Annotated in this window: 12 protein-coding genes; 4 read left to right on the top strand and 8 right to left on the bottom strand. The window is 69.9% G+C overall.

The genetic code is table 11. The annotated features are described in order from the left end of the window. A partial coding sequence (locus tag GPA22_RS21490; RefSeq protein ID WP_169258120.1) for a helix-turn-helix domain-containing protein occupies positions 1–1366 on the bottom strand: 1366 nt, incomplete at its 3' end. Between the two features lie 303 nt (positions 1367–1669). On the opposite strand from GPA22_RS21490, the gene GPA22_RS21485 reads away from it, so the two are divergent. Next, positions 1670–2203 (top strand): helix-turn-helix domain-containing protein, encoded by a 534-nt coding sequence (locus GPA22_RS21485; protein WP_169258119.1) that lies wholly within the window; start codon positions 1670–1672, stop codon positions 2201–2203. Between the two features lie 336 nt (positions 2204–2539). Here GPA22_RS21485 and GPA22_RS21480 read toward each other — a convergent pair whose 3' ends face one another. The 7 genes from GPA22_RS21480 to GPA22_RS21450 form a co-directional block, all read right to left on the bottom strand. Then, positions 2540–3328, bottom strand: coding sequence for an ABC transporter ATP-binding protein (locus GPA22_RS21480; protein WP_169258118.1), 789 nt, complete (start codon positions 3326–3328; stop codon positions 2540–2542). A gap of 2 nt (positions 3329–3330) precedes the next feature. Further along, positions 3331–4167: a nitrate ABC transporter permease gene (gene ntrB, locus GPA22_RS21475; RefSeq protein ID WP_169258117.1), complete on the bottom strand. Its 837-nt coding sequence runs from the start codon at positions 4165–4167 to the stop codon at positions 3331–3333. A gap of 10 nt (positions 4168–4177) precedes the next feature. Next, positions 4178–5521 carry a CmpA/NrtA family ABC transporter substrate-binding protein gene (locus tag GPA22_RS21470; RefSeq protein ID WP_169258116.1) on the bottom strand — a complete coding sequence of 448 codons (1344 nt, stop codon included), beginning with the start codon at positions 5519–5521 and terminating at the stop codon, positions 4178–4180. Positions 5522–5722: 201 nt separating this feature from the next. Further along, positions 5723–5905, bottom strand: a complete 183-nt coding sequence (locus tag GPA22_RS21465) for a rubredoxin (protein ID WP_169258115.1) — start codon at positions 5903–5905, stop codon at positions 5723–5725. 28 nt (positions 5906–5933) lie between these two features. Then, positions 5934–7133: an acyl-CoA dehydrogenase family protein gene (locus GPA22_RS21460; RefSeq protein ID WP_169258114.1), complete on the bottom strand. Its 1200-nt coding sequence runs from the start codon at positions 7131–7133 to the stop codon at positions 5934–5936. Between the two features lie 147 nt (positions 7134–7280). Continuing rightward, the gene (locus tag GPA22_RS21455; RefSeq protein WP_211169289.1) at positions 7281–8894 is read right to left on the bottom strand and encodes a sigma-54 interaction domain-containing protein; all 1614 of its coding nucleotides are present in this window, start codon (positions 8892–8894) and stop codon (positions 7281–7283) included. A gap of 404 nt (positions 8895–9298) precedes the next feature. Next, entirely contained in the window at positions 9299–10249 is a 951-nt protein-coding gene (locus tag GPA22_RS21450; protein WP_169258112.1) for an SdiA-regulated domain-containing protein, read from the bottom strand. A gap of 219 nt (positions 10250–10468) precedes the next feature. Between GPA22_RS21450 and recC the strand changes: the two genes are divergently transcribed. The 3 genes from recC to GPA22_RS21435 are packed head-to-tail and all read left to right on the top strand — an operon-like array spanning position 10469 to position 18380. Beyond that, complete coding sequence (gene recC, locus GPA22_RS21445; protein WP_169258111.1) at positions 10469–14038, top strand: exodeoxyribonuclease V subunit gamma; 3570 nt, start codon at positions 10469–10471, stop codon at positions 14036–14038. Then, entirely contained in the window at positions 14035–17823 is a 3789-nt protein-coding gene (recB, locus tag GPA22_RS21440) for an exodeoxyribonuclease V subunit beta (RefSeq protein ID WP_169258110.1), read from the top strand. Before recC ends, recB begins: the two co-directional genes overlap by 4 nt. Next, positions 17820–18380 carry a hypothetical protein gene (locus GPA22_RS21435; RefSeq protein ID WP_246264613.1) on the top strand — a complete coding sequence of 187 codons (561 nt, stop codon included), beginning with the start codon at positions 17820–17822 and terminating at the stop codon, positions 18378–18380. The genes recB and GPA22_RS21435 overlap by 4 nt, the downstream gene beginning before the upstream one ends. Positions 18381–18390 lie beyond the last annotated feature (10 nt).

Here is an 18390-nt window from a genome sequence, read left to right as displayed (position 1 = left end):
TGTAGGGGTTGGCGCGCACCACCTGGCGCTGCTCGCTCACCAGCTCGCACAGCTCGCCGCTGGCGGGCAGCTCGGCCACGGTGAAGCGCTGCTGCAGGGTTTGCGTCAGGCGTGAGATTTCCGCGAAGGCGGTCATCATCTCGTGCCAGGAGTACTCCGAGCCGTTGTCCAGGTAGAGTGTGAGCGGCAAGCCCCACACCCCGCACATCGCGGCAAAGGCGCTCGCCACGTGGGTTTGCCGGATACCTTCGCCCTTCTCCAGCAGCACCAGGCACACGAACAGGCGATTAGTCGCCACGTCGTGCCAGCAGATGGCGCGCGGGTAGGCAATCGAACCGTCCGCGCGGGGGATGGCGATGTCGATCGGGTGCACGTCGCCCACCACCACGTCCATGGGCTTGAGGTCCGCGCGGCTGCGGCGGATGCGCGGGATGTGGTCGTCAAAGAAACGCTTGGCATCCTTGTCCGCCACCGCGAGCAGGCTGCTCCGGCGGTATTGCTCGATGAAAGCGCGCGACAGCCGGCAGGCGGGCTTCAGCGTCATCGTGGGGGCGTCCCAACCGGCCCCGCGTGACATCTCTTCGAGCTTGAGACTGGCGAACTGCTGGATCACCGCCCAGCCGGCCGCGCCCGACGCCCACAGCGAGCGCACGTAGTCGGCGAGCGCCTCGGCGACGGCCTGTTTCGGGCCTTCATCGAGCGGACACGCCTTGTCCCATTCGCGGGTGACGAGCACGCGGCGCTGGCCGATGTCCTTACGCTGGCGCGGTTTCAGCCCGTCGATATGGGTGGCCTCGTAACGTTTCAGCCACTCGTACAGTTGGCTCTTGCTCACCCGCACGACCTTGCCGTCCGAGCGGGTGTGTTCGCGTGAAAGCACTTCCGCAATCGCGGCCGAGCGTTCCGCCGTGTGCCGTTTCAGCCCGAGAATGGGGCGGATGATGGAGAGCACCCACAGCGCCTTCGCGGACCGCTTGCCCGCGGCCGGGTCGTGGGCGATGACCGGCACGGTGACGGTGACCGCAGGCGCTTCGGGCATAGGCTGCGCGGCGCGGGCGGCGAGCCACTTGGCATACAGCGGCGCGGGCAGCGAGGGGGCAAAGACCTCGTAGTTCTTGCCGCCGTGCCCCCGGCACCCTTCCAGCTCGCGCACCTGCAGGCTATGGCCGTTCCACGTCCTGCCGAGTACCGCATTGCGCATGGCCGTCTGCGCCATGCGCAAGCGCACCCCAGCCAGCGTCGAGAAGTCTTCGACGCTCAACCATTGCCCGGCGCTCGCTATGACGGGCGCGGGCACTGCGTTGGCCGGCAAGGTGGATTGGAGCGGGACGGGCAGCATCATGGAGGGGGCGGCGGCGAGGTTCATCACCGGTATAGCGAGTGGCCTAGTGCTTACCGCCACAAACACCTGCAGCCGCCAGCAAGCGACTTCTCAGCTCTCGTCCCTTAGGTCCATCCCATGAGCCAATCAAGCAACAACGAGCGTTCGACCTGCTCACCTTGTTGTCAGCACACCACCTCGAGAGCGAGGTTCCCTTGGCGACCAATCCCGCGCGAACAAGCGTCAGGAGTTCTTTGCTTGGAGCAGGTATCGTGTTCATTCTGTACAATCCCTTTGGTGACACATCTACATGGTGAACATGAAACGTGACTACGTCAAGAGGTGAACATGATTTCTGACTGTGCCTTCTATGTCGTGTGCGAGCGGCTCAAGCAGGTCCTAAACCTAAGCAGTGATAGGGCATTGGCCGCAGAGCTGGGAATGAAACCAGCCGCCTTCTATAACAGGAAGAAGTCGGAGTCTCTTCCACTAGAAGAGATCATAGATACCTGCTTATCACGAAATGTGTCTCTTGATTGGCTGTTCACCAACGAGGGGCAGCCCCTACGGAGCGGGCCACAGCCCGACCTTCCCACGGTCGCCGCCGTTGAACCCCGGCTTCTCGGGCTTGTGATGGCCGAACTTGAGCGAGCCAGGGCGTTCGAAGAGAAGGCCGATAGCGCGGTGGCGAAGGAAAGAGCGGTCAAGGCGGCGAAGATGGGGTTCTTGGCCGCTCGCGTCTATAACAAGGCAATGTTCGTGAAGAATGCCAAGCTTCAGTTGGCTGCGATTAGAGAAGACGCCGAGGGTTATGCCTACGTGGCACGAGTCTTCTCCAGTGATGATGTCTCGCTTGACGAACAGGAGGGGAAATCCGACTAGGGGTGCCAGTCGGATGTGTAGTTGGTTTTTTGACGTACTGATGCGAACACGTTATGTGTTCACTCGACGCCCAATGAGCGGTGAGAGCTTGGGGCGGCGGGGAGGCGCCCGGATGTCTGCCCTGGCGGAAGGCACTGGCCGACTTTCGGCAAGATTGCGCTAATCGTTGCGCTTACCTTGCGCTAGTCGTTGCGCTAATCCCGGATATTTCACGATGCGGGATAGAATCAAGGCATTTCGGGGGTTGGTGTCCAGATATTTTCCCCTATTTGCCACTAAATTCCAGAATTTTCCGGGTGTATTGCATCCTCTAGCTCCGGAATAATTCCATCCCTCCTAGTTTTTCGAGCGATGCACGAGGAAATCCACGAGGTGGTTGCGGATGCGGTAGAACTGCGGGTCGTGGTGCATGTCGGTGCGCGTGCGGCTGCGCGGCATCGTGATGTCGACGATCTCGGCGATCTTCGCCAGCGGCCCGTTGCTCATCAGGATCACCTTGTCGGCGAGCAGGATGGCCTCGTCGACGTCGTGCGTGATCATGAACACCGTCTGCCCGGTCGCCTGCACGATCTTCAGCAGCTCGTCCTGGATCGTGCCGCGCGTGAGCGCATCGAGCGCGCCGAAGGGCTCGTCGAGCAGCAGCATCTTGGGCTGGATCGCGAACGCGCGGGCGATGCCGACGCGCTGCTTCATGCCGCCCGACAGTTCCGCCGGCTTCTTGTGCAGCGCGTGCCCGAGCCCGACCATGCCGAGGTATTTCGTGCAGTGCGCCTCGACCGCGGCACGCGACCAGTCCGGCCACTTCGACTTCACCGCGAACGCGACGTTGCCGAGCACGCTCATCCACGGCATCAGCGCGTGGCCCTGGAACACCACGCCGCGGTCGAGGCTGGGCCCCTTCACTTCGCGCCCGTCCATGATCACCGCGCCGCCGCTGGGCTCCTCGAGGCCGGCGAGCACGTTCAGGATGGTCGTCTTGCCGCAGCCCGAGTGGCCGATGATGCAGACGAATTCGCCCTTGCCGATGCCGAAGTGGATGTCCTCGAACACCGGCGGGTTGGCCGCGGCGCCGCTCGCGGGGTAGGCCTTGCGCAGGCCTTCGACGGAGAGGAAATGCATGCTCATGCTCATTGCTCCCGGTAGGTGACGAGTTTCTGCAGGCGGCCGAACAGCTGGTCGAGCACCATGCCGACCAGGCCGATCATCACGACGGCGAAGATCACGTTGGGCAGCGCGAGGTTGTTCCACTCGTTCCACACGAAGTAGCCGATCCCCGTGCCGCCCACCAGCATCTCGGCGGCGACGATCACCAGCCAGGCGATGCCCATCGAGATGCGCATGCCGGTCAGGATGGTCGGCGCGGCCGCCGGCAGGATCACCTGGAAGGCCTTGCGCAGCGGCCCGACTTCCAGCGTGCGCGCGACGTTGATCCAGTCGCGGCGCACCGAGGCGACGCCGAACGCGGTGTTGATCAGCATCGGCCACAGCGAGCAGATGAAGATCACGAAGATGCCCGACACGTCCGAGTCCTTCAGGCTGTAGAGCGCGAGCGGCATCCACGCGAGCGGCGAGATCGGCTTGAGGAGCTGGATGAAGGGATCGAGCGCCTGGAACAGCAGCGGCGACATGCCGATCGCGAAGCCCAGCGGCAGCGCGACCGCGACCGCGAGCGCGAAGCCGAGCCCGACGCGCCACAGCGAATGGGTGACCTGGATGCCGATGCCCTTGTCGTTGGGCCCGCGGTCGTAGAACGGCTCCGACAGGTAGGTGACGAAGGCCTCGCCGACTTTCGCCGGCGTCGGGAAGCCGGTGCTCCGGCCCTTGCCCATCAGCGCCGCGTACTCGGCGTCCGCGCTCGTCGCCGGCGCGTCCTTGCGGTAGGTCGCGAGCGACCAGGCGCCGAGGAAGAGCGCAAGGATCAGCAGCGACAGCAGCGCCGCCTTGAATGCCTGTTTCCTGAACATGACGGTCTCCTCAGGCCTTGCGGATCGCGAAACTGTTGGCGTACGCCTCGACCCGCGCCGGGTCGAACTCCTTGCCCATGATCACGGCCTTGCGGCTGTTGTCGCGCGGGGCGGCCATGCCGACGGCGGCCATGTGGCGGCGCGCGTCGGTCAGCAGATAGACCTTCTCGGCGATGTCCTTGTAGCGCACGTCGCCCTTCACGTAGCCCCAGCGCTTCATCTGCGACAGGATCCAGTACGCCATCGAGTACCACGGGAAGGGGTCGTAATCGACGCGCTCGGGCACGTTCCTGACGTTGCCCAGGCCGTCGGCGAAGCGTCCCGTGAGCACCTGCTCGAGCACCGCCTTCGGCTGGTTCAGGTAGTTCGCCGGCGCCAGCACCTCGGCCATGAGCGGGCGGTTCTTCGCATCGCGCGCCATCGCCGCGGCGTTGAGCACGGCGCGGTACAGCGCCGCGAAGGTGTTGGGGTTCTGGCGGATGAACTCGGTCGGCACGGCGAAGGAACAGCACGGATGGCCGTCCCAGATCTCGCGCGACAGGATGTGGATGAAGCCCGCCTCGTCGAACACCGCGCGCTGGTTCACCGGGTCCGGCCCGAGGAAGCCGTCGATGTTGCCCGCGCGCAGGTTCGCGACCATCTCGGGCGGCGGCACGACGCGCAGCTGCACGTCGGTGTCGGGATCGAGGCCGTGCTCGGCGAGGTAGTAGCGCAGCAGGAAGTTGTGCATCGAGAACTCGAACGGGATCGCGAAGCGGAAGCCCTTCCAGTCCTTCGGATCGCGCTTGTCCTTGTGCTTCATCGCCAGCGTGATCGCCTGGCCGTTGATGTTCTGGATCGTCATGACGTTGGTCGGCGCCGGGTTGGAGCCCACGCCCAGCGACATCGCGAGCGGCATCGGCGCCAGCATGTGCGACGCGTCGTACTCGCGGTTGGTGACCTTGTCGCGGATCAGCGCCCAGCCGGCCGTCTTCATCAGCGTCACATCGAGGCCTTCGCGCCGGTACAGGCCCAGCGGGTCGGCCATGATCAGCGGGCTCGCGCAGGTGATCGGGATGAAGCCGACCTTCAGCTCCTTCTTCTCCAGGCTGCCCTTGTCCTGCGCCATGGCTTCCAGCGTGCCGAAGGGGATGATCGACGAGATCGCCGCCCACGCCGTCGAGGCGCCCACCGTGCGCAGGAAGCGGCGGCGCTCGGCGTCCTGCGGAAAGAGCGCGCGCATCACCGTCGACTGGATCACGCGCCGGTTGAGCGCCTCTGCATCGGCGAGTTCGTGTTCGGCCTGCGACGCATGCCGGCCGCAGCTGCAGCCGGTAAGCGTGCTGTCCGGATCGAAGGGGTTGTTGAGGGACATTTTTTGGGCTCCTGTCGGGGTCATCGGGGTGCTGTTGCATTGCAGCAATCGGGCCACTTTGTCGACGGCATGCAGTGCTTATCTAATGGCTTGTTTGCATTGATCTTTCCGGTGTTGGCGCGGCTCGTGCGAGCTCGGGCGCTTCCCTCCGCGATCGCACCGGACGAGTGCATGCCAGGCTGCGGTGCATCGTCCTGGCCTTCAGGGCCCGAGCAGCTCGAAATCGGCCTTGGTCACGCCGCACTCGGGGCAGTACCAGTCCTCCGGGATGTCGGTGAAGGCCGTGCCGGGCGCGATGCCGTGCTCGGGCGCCCCCGCTGCTTCGTCATAAACCCAGTTGCAGACCTGGCACACCCACCGGGCGTGTTGTGCGACTTCACTCATGTGTCGGCTCTCCGATGGCGATGGCGGGTCACGTCCGCATGGCCGCGGCGCGGCCTTCGAGACGGGCGATCTCGCGGCGCAGGTGCTTGGTGGCGGGAGTGACGATGGCGATGAAGTAGGACTCGCGCAGCCGGCGCTGCGGGGCGTTGCGCACCAGATACCCCTTGGCGCCCTGGTGCAGCATCGCCGCGTGCGCGGCGCGCAGCGACAGCTCGCTGCCAGCGAGGCGCAGCTTCAGCACGTCGAGGATCCGCGGCGTGGCGGGGTGGCGCTCGATCTCGTCGGCCAGCGCGTAGGTGGCCGCGCGGGCGTCGTCGAGCGCGGCCTCGATGTCCTCCACCTGGTCGTCGAGGTACTGGTTCACATGCGCGTGGCTGCGGTTCGACTGCGCCATCAGCTGCGCGCACGCGTCGATCAGGCCGAGGCCCATGCCCATCTGCGCGTGGATCATGCCGGGCTTGATGCGGCGCACGTAGTCGGCCGACTCCTGCGGGTGGGCGAGCACCATCGCATCGGGGACGAAGGCGTCCTTGAAGTGGCAGGCGAGCGTGCGGGTGCCGTCCAGGCCGATGAAGTGGGCGCAGTCGACCAGTCTGAAACCGGGCTGGCTGCAGTCGACCAGCACGAACACCAGGCCCTCGCTTGCGCCATCCGCGCCATGCACCGGGCAGCCGGTGGTGAAGAAATGCGTCGCGCCCAGGTTCGACACCCACGGCAGCACGCCGTTGATCAGGTAGCCGCCCTCGACCCGGCGTGCCGACAGGCGGAAGGCCTCGATGCTGTCGGCGGACTTCACGGTGTTCGACAGGCCCGTGCCCACCAGCACCTCGCCCGCGGCGATGCGGGGCAGGAATGCCCGCTTCAGCGCTTCGTTGTCGCTGAGCTGGAGGTAACGCGCGCACGCGGTCTGGCACCACACCGTGAAGGCGCTCGACACGCATTCTTTGGCGACTTCCTCGATGACGCGCACGACGTGCGCGAGCCCCAGGCCGTTGCCGCCGAACGCCGGCGAGACCGCGCCGCGGAAGCCCCCGGCCTGGCCCAGCGCGCGCAGGAAGGCCTCGGGATATTCGGCCTTGAGGTCGACATCGAGCACCTTGGGGGCGAGGGTGGCGGCGATGACTGCGCGCACCTCGTCAAGGCTTTCCTCGATCGCGCAGGCGGAAGGGGCGAAACCGCGGATCAGCGCGCGATCGGCGGCCGGCGCGGCGGCGGTGGAAGCAGGCATTGCAATCTCCTGGTCGGACGGGCGGGCCCGTGTGGTTGGCTTAGCCGAGTAATGGCAAGCCCCGTGCCAGGAGATAAAAACCTGTTAAATCAGATCATTGGCTGTTGCGGGGATTTTCACCCAATATCCAATGTGTGAACAATTTGTTTACACATTGTTCTTCCGCCGCGACGGGACGGCGATGTCCAGCACCTCGACCCGGTAGTTCAGCTGGCGCAAGGTCAGGTTCAGTGCCCGCGCCGTGCGGGACTTGTTGCCGCCCTGGCGCGCGAGCTCCGCGGCGATCAGCGCGCGCTCGTCGCCCGCGACCGGCTGGTAGCTGCGGATGCCCGGCAGCGCGGCGTCGCCGCCGGCGGACGGCCCGCCCGGCAGCGCCTCCGGTGGCAGCCCCCGGGCTTCGGTGAGCAGCGCGAGATCGACCGTCGCCGCGTCGATCTCGTCGCTACGCGACAGCAGCACGATGCGTTCGACGACGTTGTAGAGCTGGCGGATGTTGCCCGGCCAGGGATGGGACACGAGGCTGGACAGCGCGGCCGGCGTGATCAGCACGTTGCGCTGGTGCCGCTGGTTGAGCTGGGACACGAAATAGCGCACCAGCAGCTTGATGTCGCCCGGGCGCTCGCGCAGCGACGGCAGGCGGACCGGGATGACGTTGAGGCGGTAATAGAGATCGAGCCGGAACCGTCCCGCCCGCACCAGCGCCATCATGTCCTGATGGGTCGCGGCAACGACGCGCACATCGACGGGAATCTCGCCGCGTCCGCCGAGGCGTTCGATCACCCGCTCCTGCAGCACGCGCAGCAGCTTCACCTGCACCGGCAGCGGCAGGTCGCCGATCTCGTCGAGGAACAGCGTGCCGCCGTCGGCCTGCTCGAAGCGTCCGATGCGCTGCTGGTTGGCGCTCGTGAACGCGCCCTTCTCGTGGCCGAACAGCTCCGCCTCGAACAGCGTCTCGGGGATCGCCGCGCAATTGACCTTGACGAAAGGCCGGTCGCGGCGCGGGCTCTGCAGGTGCAGGGCGCGCGCGAACAACTCCTTGCCGGTGCCCGACTCGCCCAGCAGCAGCACGGTCGCATCGGTCGGCGCGACCTGCTCGAGCTGGTCGAGGGCGGCCAGCAGTTGCGGCGACTCGCCGATGATGCCCCAGTTGTTCTTGCCCGGCGCGCGCTGCTGCAGCGCGGCCTTGAGCGAGCGGTTTTCCTCGGCGAGCTCGGCCGTGCGCTTGTCGACCAGCTGGCGCACCTTGTAGATCTGTCCGATCAGCTCGGCCACCGTGCGCAGCACTTCGAGGTCGGCGCCGAGCGCGCGCTGGCGCGAGCGCAGGCGGTGCACGCCGAGCACGCCTTCGATGCGCCGGTCGACGCGGACCGGCAGCGCGATGAAGGACACCGTCTCGTGCGGCAGCGTCGAGCGTTCGACCGCGCGGGCGAGGTAGTTCGGATCGGCATCGATGTCCTGCACGATCTGCGTTTCGCCGGTCTGCATCACCCGCCCGGTGATGCCCTCGCCGGGCGCATAGCGGCCGCGCCGGATCTCCGCGCGCGTGAGGCCGTAGGCGACGCGGATCGCCAGCCCGCCGGTCGTCCCGTCACGCATCACCAGGCGTCCGCGGTTGAGGCCGAGCAATTCGGACAGCAGGTGCAGGATCTCGCGTACCGCCTTCTCGGGTTCCAGCCCCCGGCTGATCAGGCGGATGCTTTCGCGCAGCAGCAGCTTTTCCTGTTCGACGAGTGCTTCTCTGGCCGTGGACGATTCGCTCATGGTCTTCTGCATGGGGGACGGGGGCGAGCGTCACCGCAGCACGCCGCGCGCACAGCATAACGCCCTTCGTTCCGTGCCGCGCCCGTTGAGCGCGCGCGGCGGCACGGCGAACGCTTGGGCGTCAACGGAGCCGGCCCACAGTGGTTGCGCAGGTAGGAGACGTGGCCGGGGACGAAATCGACGTCGGGAAAGGCCGCGGCCGCCGCACCGGTGGCGATCGTCTGCCGGACCGGCAGGGGCGCCGTCGTTGCGAAGGGGGTTGCGGCCGCGGTGGAAGCGGTCACCGGACGCCGTGCAAGCAGGCGTTCGGCAATGGCGTCCTAAAGCGAATGGGTGATCCTATCCATGCGCCGTTTGAGACGCTCCGGCGCGCTTCGTTCCCGCCCGGAAGGGGTGTTTCCCGCTTACTCGGGGCGGAAAGCGTAGAAGAGCCCGGGTGCGCCGACGACGTAGAGGCTGCCGCGCCCGTCGAGCGCGATCCCCGCGGCCTGCGGGACGCTCTCCGCGAGGCCGGCGAAGCCCGCGCCGAGTTCCTGGTAGCCGATCTGGCGGCCGTCCGTGTCGATCTCCAGCGCGAGCCGGGACGCGGCGCTGAGCAGGAGCAGGTGGCCGGTGCGCGGGTCGAATTGCACCGAGGAGAGGTCGCGGGCGAGGAGCTTGCCGCGCAGCCAGGCCTCGCGGTCGATGATCTCGGCGTCGCCCTGCCCGGCGAGGCTCGCGCGCAGGTCGCGGATCTCGTGGAGCCCACGCGGCGCGTGTTCCGTGACGAAGAGGCGGTCGCCGGCCTCGTTGTAGGCGATGCCCGCGATGCCGGAGCCGATACCGTCACTCGGCGCGAGCGTCAGCGTCGGCAGGCTGTCGCGCGACAGGACTGCGTCGGGGCCGGCCGGGACGGGCGCGACGACGAGCGACTGGTGCGCTTCGGCGAGCAGCAGACGGCCGTCGCCCAGTACGGCGACGCCGGCGAGGTCGTGGAAGCCGGCGAGCGGATGGCGCGCCAGCACCTCGCCGCGGGCGTCGAGCGCGAGGAGCTGCGGCGGTTCATTGCCGACCGCCCACAGGTGGTTGCGCTGTGCGTCCCACGCGAGGCCGGAGAGCCCGCGCGTGACGCCCGCGACGGGGCGGGCCTCGACGCTCACGCGGTAGTCGGTCAATGCGCTGACCGTGCCTTGCGGGCGGGCCGGTTTCAGCGCGGTGATCGTTGCGGCGAAGGCGCGGTCGGGCAACCCGGGGTCGGCCTGCAGCGCGAGGCCCAGCGCCAGCGCCGCGAAGATTCCGCCCCACCAGGCATTCGGGCGGGGGAACGCGAGCGGTTTCGCGAGGCGTTTCGAGAGGGGAGTCGACAGGGTGGTCATGGCGCTGCCTTGTGTGTTCGTGCATGCAGCGTCCAGTCTCGCAGGCCAATGTTTCAGGCGCTTGTCGACGGGGGCGGATCGCGTGCTACTGTAGCCGGCCGCGCGGCGGAAGCGGCTTCCACGGGGATCGCCATGCGACATGGATTGTCGCGAACGGGCGTTAGAGTGTGTGCCGTGGCCGCGACGGCGGCGGAAGAGTGTGCGGGAGACGGGACAGGCATGGGGCGCGAGGACGATCTGGCGGGCGAACTGGGCGGCGGGCTGATGGTGATCCACGGCAATCACCCGGAGGCGCTGCGCGACGTGCTGGTCGCGTGGATGAAGCGCCATCCGCTGGCGCCGCTGGAGAACGAGCTGATCCTCGTGCAGAGCAACGGCATCGCGCAGTGGCTGAAGATGGCGCTCGCGGCCGACGAGGCGGCGGGGGGCTGCGGCATCGCGGCGGCGCTGGACGCCTTCCTGCCGTCGCGCTTCGTGTGGCAGGCCTATCGCGCGGTGCTGGGCATGGAGGCGGTGCCCGAGGTGTCGCCCTTCGACAAGCCGCGGCTGGTGTGGCGGCTGATGCGCCTGCTGCCGGCCTTGCTGGCGCGCGCGGAGTTCGCGCCGCTCGCGCGTTTCCTGTCGGACGACGAGGACCTGCGCAAACGCCACCAGCTCGCCGAGCGCCTCGCCGACCTCTTCGACCAGTACCAGATGTACCGCGCCGACTGGCTCGCGGCGTGGGCCGACGGCGACGACGTGATCCTCACCGCGCGCGGCGCGCGCGAGCCCTTGCCGGCGGCGCAGCGCTGGCAACCGGCGCTGTGGCGCGCGCTGCTCGACGATGTCGGGGCGGCCGCAGCCGGCAGCGGCCGGGCAGCGGTGCATACGCGCTTCCTCGCCGCGGTCGCGCGGCTGCAGGGCGCCCCGCGTCCGACTGCGCTGCCGCGCCGCGTGATGGTCTTCGGCATCTCGTCGCTGCCGGCGCAGACGCTCGAAGTGCTCGCCGCGATCGCGCAGTGGAGCCAGGTGCTGCTGTGCGTGCATAACCCCTGCGAGCACTACTGGGCCGACATCATCGCGGACAAGGACCTGCTGCGCGCGGGGCGCTCGCGCCAGGCGCGCCGCGCCGACATGCCGGAAGTGCTGGCCGAGGAGGCGCTGCACCTGCACGCCCATCCCCTGCTCGCGGCGTGGGGCAAGCAGGGGCGCGACTTCATCGGCCTCCTCGACGAGCACGACGCGGGCGAGGCGCGCGCCCGCTACGCGCCGCAGTTCGCGGAACTCAGCCAGCGCATCGACCTCTTCGAGCCGCACGGCGAGGACTCGCTGCTGCACCAGCTGCAGGACGACATCCGCGACCTGCGCCCGCTCGCCGAGACGCGCGCGCGCTGGCCGGCGCTCGATCCCGCCTCCGACCCTTCGATCCGCTTCCACGTCGCGCACGGCCCGCAGCGCGAAGTCGAGATCCTGCACGACCAGCTGCTCGCGGCCTTCAACGCCGACGCCGGCCTGCGCCCGCGCGACGTGATCGTGATGGTGCCCGACATCGACGCCTACGCGCCGCACATCCAGGCGGTGTTCGGCCTGATGGACGCCGACGACCCGCGCTTCATCCCCTTCACGGTCGCCGACCAGGGCCTGCGCCACCACGATCCGCTGCTCAACGCGGTCGAAAAGCTCCTCGGCCTGCCGCAGTCGCGCGTGGCCGTGTCCGACGTGCTCGACCTCCTCGAAGTGCCCGCCTTGCGCGCGCGCTTCGGCATCGACGAGGACGAGGTGCCGCTGCTGCACCGCTGGGTGCGCGGCGCCAACATCCGCTGGGGCCTGCACGCCGAGCAGCGCGCGAGCCTCGGCCTGCCCGAAGGCGCCGGGCAGAATTCCTGGCTGTTCGGCCTGCGCCGCATGCTGCTGGGCTACGCGGTCGGCGCCGCGCGCGACGCGGACGGCGCCTGGCAGGGCATCGAGCCGTACGACGAGATCGGCGGCCTCGATGCGGGGCTCGTCGGTCCGCTCGCGGCGCTGCTGGAACGGCTCGACGCGAGCTGGCGGATGCTGCGCGATCCGGCGACGGTCGACGGCTGGTGCGTGCGCCTGCGCGGCCTGCTCGCGGACTTCTTCGATCCCGCCGACGGCAGCGGCGCCTTCACGCTGCAACGCCTCGAGGCGGCGCTGCAGGCGTGGCAGGAAGCCTGTGCCGCCGCCGAGCTCGTCGAGGCGTTGCCGCTGTCGGTGGTGCGCGAACACTGGCTCGCGCAGCTGGACGAATCGGGCCTGTCGCAGCGCTTCTTTGCCGGCGCGGTGACTTTCGCGACGCTGATGCCGATGCGCGCGATCCCCTTCCGCCACGTGTGCCTGCTCGGCATGAACGACGGCGACTACCCGCGCACGCGCGTGCCGATGGACTTCGACCTGATGGGGCGCGACTACCGCCCCGGCGACCGCTCGCGGCGCGAGGACGACCGTTACCTGTTCCTCGAAGCGCTGCTCTCCGCGCGCGAACGCCTGCACGTGAGCTGGGTCGGGCGCAGCATCCACGACAACACCGAGCGCCCGCCGTCGGTGCTGGTCGGCCAGCTGCGCGACCACCTCGCGGTCGGCTGGCGGCTCGCGGGGCAGGATGGCGACGCTGCCGGCGAGCGCCTCGTCGCTGCGCTCACCGTCGAGCACCGCCTGCAGCCCTTCAGCGCCGACTATTTCCCCGCCGACGGGGCCGCCACGCCGCTCTTCACCTATGCGCGCGAATGGCGCGAGGGCCTGGCCGCCGCGGCCGCGGTGGCAGCGCCGGGCGCGTTGCCGCCGCTGGAAGAGACCGAGCCGCTGACCCTGCGCGAGCTCGCCGATTTCCTCAAGGAGCCGGCGAAGGTCTTCCTGCGCCGGCGCCTGGGGGTGTATTTCGAGCTCCCCGATCCGTCGAGCGAGGACCATGAACCCTTCGCGCTCGACGCGCTGGAGAACTGGCAGCTGCAGGACGAACTCATCGCCGCCCAGCTCGACGCGCTGCGCCATGACGCACCGCGCGAGGAGGCGTTGGCGCGGACGCTCGCGCGCATCGAGCGCCGCGGCGAACTCGCGCCCGGGCACTTCGCGGCGCTGATGCAGGCGCAGCTCGCCGAGCCGATGGAAAACCTCTTCGAGCGCTACGCCAAGGCGCTCGCGGACTGGCCGGAGGCGGTCAAGCCGGACGAGGAAATCATGTTCGAACATGCGGTCCGCGGCACGCACCTCGTCGTCGCGGACCGCCTCGGCAGCCTGCGCCGCGGCGCGGACGGCCGGCGTGGTCGCATCGTGCTGGAACGCAGCGGCGTGGTGACGAAGCACAAGAAATACCGCCGCGACAAGCTGCTGCGCCACTGGATCGCACACGTCGCGGGCCACCTCGCGGGCGCGCCGCTGACGAGCCACGTCGTCGGCAAGGTCGGTGACGCGCCCATGGAGGCGCTCGACGTCGAGGCCGCGCGCGGCTGGTTCCGCAGCCTGCTCGACGCCTGGCATGAAGGCCTCGCGCGGCCGCTGCCGCTCGCCGCGCAGACCGCCTTCGCCTGGATCGACGCGGGTGGGCGCAGCGATACGCCGAAGGACAGCGATGCCGGCCGTGCGGCGCGGCTCGCCTACGAGGGTGACGGCTTCTGGCGCCGCGGCGAGGTTGAGGACAGCCCCTATCTCGCGCGCGCGTGGCCGGATTTCGATGCGCTGTGGGCGGACGGCGAGTTCGCACGCCGCGCCGACACGCTGCTGCGGCCGGTCTATCTGGGGATCGGCACGACCAAGGACCACAAGCCGGGCCTCGCGCAGGGAGCCGAGGCATGACCGCCGCCATGACGACTGCCCAACCGACCCCCGCCCGCAGGCTCGACCCGCTCGCCTTCCCGCTGCACGGCAGCCGCCTCATCGAGGCGAGCGCCGGTACCGGCAAGACCTTCACGATCGCCGCGCTGTATGTGCGCCTCGTGCTCGGCCACGGCGGCGACGCGGCCTTCGCGCGCGCGCTCACGCCGCCCGAAATCCTCGTCGTGACCTTTACCGACGCCGCGACCAAGGAGCTGCGCGACCGCATCCGCGCGCGCCTCGCCGAGGCCGCGACGTGCTTCCGCGCCGATCCGGCGGCGGTCGGGACGACGGCACGCGGCGAGGACTTCCTGCACGACCTGCGCGCCGACTACCCGCCCGCCGCGTGGCCCGGCTGCGCGCGCAAGCTGCAGCTCGCCGCCGAATGGATGGACGAGGCTGCGGTGTCGACGATCCACGGCTGGTGCAAGCGCATGCTCAACGAGCACGCCTTCGACAGCGACAGCCTGTTCACGCAGCAGCTCGAAACGGACCAGGGCGAACTGCTCGCCGAGGTCGTGCGCGATTTCTGGCGCAGCTTCTTCGTGCCGCTGGACGAGCGCGCGGTCGCCCAGATCGCCGGTTGGTGGGCGACCCCGGACGCGCTGCAGGCGCAGCTCGGCAAGCTGGTCGAACACGCCGAAGCGCTGGACGATGCGCCCGCGCCGGCCGCGGCGATCGCCGCGGCGCGCGACGCCAAGGCGCGCGCGCTCGCGGCGCTCAAGGCGCCGTGGGTGGAATGGATCGAGGCGCTGCAGGAATTGTTCGACGGCGCCGTCGCGGCGAAGAAGATCAACGGCCACAAGCTCAAGAAGGCGCACTACGACAACTGGCTCGACGTCCTGCGCGCCTGGGTCGCCGACGCGGACCAGGTCGTGCCCGCGCTCACCGATTCGGCGTGGAAGCGGCTGACGCCCGAGGGCTTTGCCGAAGCCTGGAAGGATGGCGAGGCCCCCCGGCATCCCGCCCTCGAAGCGCTGTCGTCCCTGCGCGGCGAACTGGCGCAGCTCCCCGATGCCCGCGCCGAGCTGCTGCGCTTCGCCGCGCGCTGGGTCGCGCGCCGCTTTGCCGCCGAGCAGCAGCGCCGCGCGCAGATGGGCTTCAACGATCTGCTCACGCGCCTCGCCGCCGCCTTGCAGCAGCGCAACGGCGAACGCCTCGCCGAGGTGATCCGCGCACAGTTCCCGGTCGCGCTGATCGACGAGTTCCAGGACACCGACCCGGTCCAGTACGACATCTTCGACCGCGTCTATCGCATCGACGCGAACGCCCCCGACACCGGCGTGGTGCTGATCGGCGACCCCAAGCAGGCGATCTACGCCTTTCGCGGCGCCGACATCTTCACTTACCTGCGCGCGCGCCGTGACGCCGGCGGGCGCCTCTTCACGCTGGGAACCAACTACCGCTCCACCGACGGCATGGTCGCGGCGGTGAACCGCTGCTTCGCGCAGGCCGAGGCACGCGAGGACGGCGACGGCGCCTTCCTGTTCCGCGCGCAGGACGACAACCCCGTGCCCTTCCTGCCGGTGGTCGCGAACGGCCGGCGCGAGCGCCTCGTCGTCGATGACGCGCCCGTCGCCGCGCTCACCTGCTGGACGCTGGCGGCCGGCGAAGACGGCAAGGCGCTCACGGCCGGCCCCTACCGCGCGCAGATGGCCGCCGCCTGCGCGGCCGGGATCGTGCACCTGCTCCGGCTCGGCCAGCAGGGGCGGGCCGGCTTCGCGCGCGCGGGCGAGCCGCTCGCCGCGCTGCGTCCGGCCGACATCGCGGTCCTCGTGAACAGCCGCACCGAGGCCGACGCGGTGCGTGCCGCGCTCGCTGCGGGCGGGGTGCGCAGCGTGTACCTCTCCGACCAGGAATCGGTGTTCGCGAGTCCGCAGGCGGGCGAGCTGCAGCTGTGGCTCGCCGCCTGCGCCGAACCGGACGACGAGCGCCTGCTGCGCGCCGCGCTCGCCACCCCCTGCCTCGGGCTCGACTGGGCCGCGCTCGACCGCCTGCGTCGCGACGAGCTCGAATGGGAAGCGCGCGTGCTGCAGTTCCGCGACTATCGCCAGCTGTGGCGCCGGCAGGGCGTGCTGCCGATGCTGCGGCGCCTCTTGGGCGACTTCGGCGTGCCGCGGCGGCTGCTCGGTACGGAAGAGGGCGCACCGGCCGACGGCGAACGCGCGCTCACCGACCTGCTGCATCTCGCCGAGCTGCTGCAGCACGCGAGCGTCGCCCTCGAAGGCGAACACGCGCTGATCCGCCACCTGGCCGAACAGCGCGCGGACGCCGCGAACGGCGACGACGCGCGCAAGCTGCGCCTCGAAAGCGACGCCGACCTCGTGCAGGTCGTCACCGTGCACAAGTCCAAGGGCCTCGAATACCCGCTCGTGTTCCTGCCGTTCGCGTGCGCCTGCCGCGTCGTCGATCCCGGCGACCTGCCGCTCAAGCTGCACGACGACTCGGGCCGGCTCAGGCTGGTGCTGGAAGCGGACGGGGACGAGCTCGCGCGCGCCGACCGGGAGCGCCTCGGCGAGGACCTGCGCAAGCTCTACGTCGCGCTCACACGCGCGCGCCACGCCACGTGGATCGGCGTCGCGCCGCTCGACAAGCTCGACCGCAGCGCGCTCGGCCATCTCCTCGCGGGCGGCGCGGCGATCGCGCCGGACGACCTGCCCGCGGCGATCGCGCCGGACGACCTGCCCGCGGCGCTCGCTGCCTTGCGTGGCGACTGCGCGCACATCGCGATCGAACCCGCGCCCGAACCGGCCGGTGAGCGCTTCACGCCGCGCACCGCACAGAGCGTGGTCGGCGCCGCGCGCGCACCGCGCCGTCCGGTGCGCGAAGCCTGGTGGATCGCGAGCTATTCGGCGCTGCGCACCGCGGAGGAGGCGGGCAGCGCGCCAGCCCTTGCCGGCGACGCCGCCGCGGCCGTCGCGGCAAGCCTGCCGCCCGCCGCCGACACGCCCGCCGAGGACACCTTCGCCGAGATCCTCGACGAAGCGCCCGGCCTCCCCGCCGCCCCCGCGGGCGACTCGCGCCTGCACCGCTTCGCGCGCGGCGCGGGCCCCGGCACCTTCCTCCACGAACTCCTCGAATGGGCCGCCCGCGAAGGTTTCGGCCGCGTCCTCGCGGCGCCCGAACGTGCCCGCGACATGATCGCGCGCCGCTGCGCCGTGCGCGGCTGGAGCCACTGGACCGACACGCTCGCGGGCTGGCTGCGCGACTTCGTCGCGACGCCGCTGCCGCTGCCCGACGGCGCCACGCCACGCCTCGCCGATCTCGCGGGCGCCCGCCCGGAGATGGAATTCTGGTTCGAGGCGCACCACGCCAACCTCGCCCGCCTCGACGCCCTCGTGCGCCGGCACACGCTCGCCGCCGCGCCGAGGCCCGCGCTCGCCCCGGGCCAGCTCAACGGCATGCTCAAGGGCTTCATCGACCTCGTCTTCGAACATCGCGGGCGCTACTACGTGGCCGACTACAAATCCAACTGGCTGGGCCCCGACGACGCGGCCTACACCGCGGAGGCCATGCGCGACGCGGTGCTCGCGAAGCGCTACGAGCTGCAGTACGTGCTCTACCTCTTCGCGCTGCACCGCCTGCTCAAGTCGCGCCTGCCCGACTACGACTACGACCGCCACGTCGGCGGCGCCGTGTACCTCTTCCTGCGCGGCAGCCACGCGCCGACGCGGGGCCTGCACTGCGAACGCCCGCCGCGCGCGCTGATCGAGGCGCTCGACGCCGAATTCGGCATGGCCGTCACGGCCGGGGAGGGCGCGCGATGACCCGTGCGACCCGCGGCAGCCGCCCCGGCGCCGAGCTGATGGGCGACCTGTTCGATCCCGCGCCGGCTGCGATCCGCCCGGCCGCGCACCTCGCCGACCTCCCGCAGCTGCTGCAGCGCTGGGTCGAGCACGGCTGGCTGCGCCCGCTCGACCGCGCCTTCGCCCAGTTCCTGCGCGACCATGCGCCCGACGCCGCCCCGCTGCTGCTGCTCGCCGCCGCGCTCGCGAGCCACCAGCTCGGCCGCGGCCACGTCTGCCTCGACCTCGCCGCGACGCTCGCCGACCCGCGCTTCGCGCTGTCGCTGCCGCCCGAGGGGGATGACGAGAGCGACCTGCCGCCGCTGCCCGACGAGGTGCTCGCCGGCGTCACGCTCGCCGACTGGCAGGCGGCGCTCGACCACCCGCTCCTCGTCGCCCTTGGCGCCGGCAACACCCCGCTGGTGCGCGTCGGCACCCGCCTCTACCTGCGCCGCTACGGATGCGCAGCACATTCACGTGGCGCAGGGTTTCGAGTTCGGCAAGGATGCGATCGAACTGTTCGATCCATTCCTCGTTGATCGCATTGAC

It is taken from the genome of Aromatoleum toluvorans (genome assembly GCF_012910905.1).
GTDB classification, from domain to species: domain Bacteria; phylum Pseudomonadota; class Gammaproteobacteria; order Burkholderiales; family Rhodocyclaceae; genus Aromatoleum; species Aromatoleum toluvorans.
The sequence above is the reverse complement of the archived record's forward strand: the minus strand, read 5'-3'. Positions and strand labels throughout refer to the sequence as shown.

Excerpts from the sequence above, each read along its gene's own strand:
- GPA22_RS21485 (WP_169258119.1), top strand. The coding sequence starts at position 1,670 with ATGATTTCTGACTGTGCCTTCTATGTCGTGTGCGAGCGGCTCAAGCAG.
- GPA22_RS21480 (WP_169258118.1), bottom strand. The coding sequence starts at position 3,328 with ATGAGCATGCATTTCCTCTCCGTCGAAGGCCTGCGCAAGGCCTACCCC.
- ntrB (WP_169258117.1), bottom strand. The coding sequence starts at position 4,167 with ATGTTCAGGAAACAGGCATTCAAGGCGGCGCTGCTGTCGCTGCTGATC.
- GPA22_RS21470 (WP_169258116.1), bottom strand. The coding sequence starts at position 5,521 with ATGTCCCTCAACAACCCCTTCGATCCGGACAGCACGCTTACCGGCTGC.
- GPA22_RS21465 (WP_169258115.1), bottom strand. The coding sequence starts at position 5,905 with ATGAGTGAAGTCGCACAACACGCCCGGTGGGTGTGCCAGGTCTGCAAC.
- GPA22_RS21460 (WP_169258114.1), bottom strand. The coding sequence starts at position 7,133 with ATGCCTGCTTCCACCGCCGCCGCGCCGGCCGCCGATCGCGCGCTGATC.
- GPA22_RS21455 (WP_211169289.1), bottom strand. The coding sequence starts at position 8,894 with ATGAGCGAATCGTCCACGGCCAGAGAAGCACTCGTCGAACAGGAAAAG.
- GPA22_RS21450 (WP_169258112.1), bottom strand. The coding sequence starts at position 10,249 with ATGACCACCCTGTCGACTCCCCTCTCGAAACGCCTCGCGAAACCGCTC.
- recC (WP_169258111.1), top strand. The coding sequence starts at position 10,469 with ATGGGGCGCGAGGACGATCTGGCGGGCGAACTGGGCGGCGGGCTGATG.
- recB (WP_169258110.1), top strand. The coding sequence starts at position 14,035 with ATGACCGCCGCCATGACGACTGCCCAACCGACCCCCGCCCGCAGGCTC.
- GPA22_RS21435 (WP_246264613.1), top strand. The coding sequence starts at position 17,820 with ATGACCCGTGCGACCCGCGGCAGCCGCCCCGGCGCCGAGCTGATGGGC.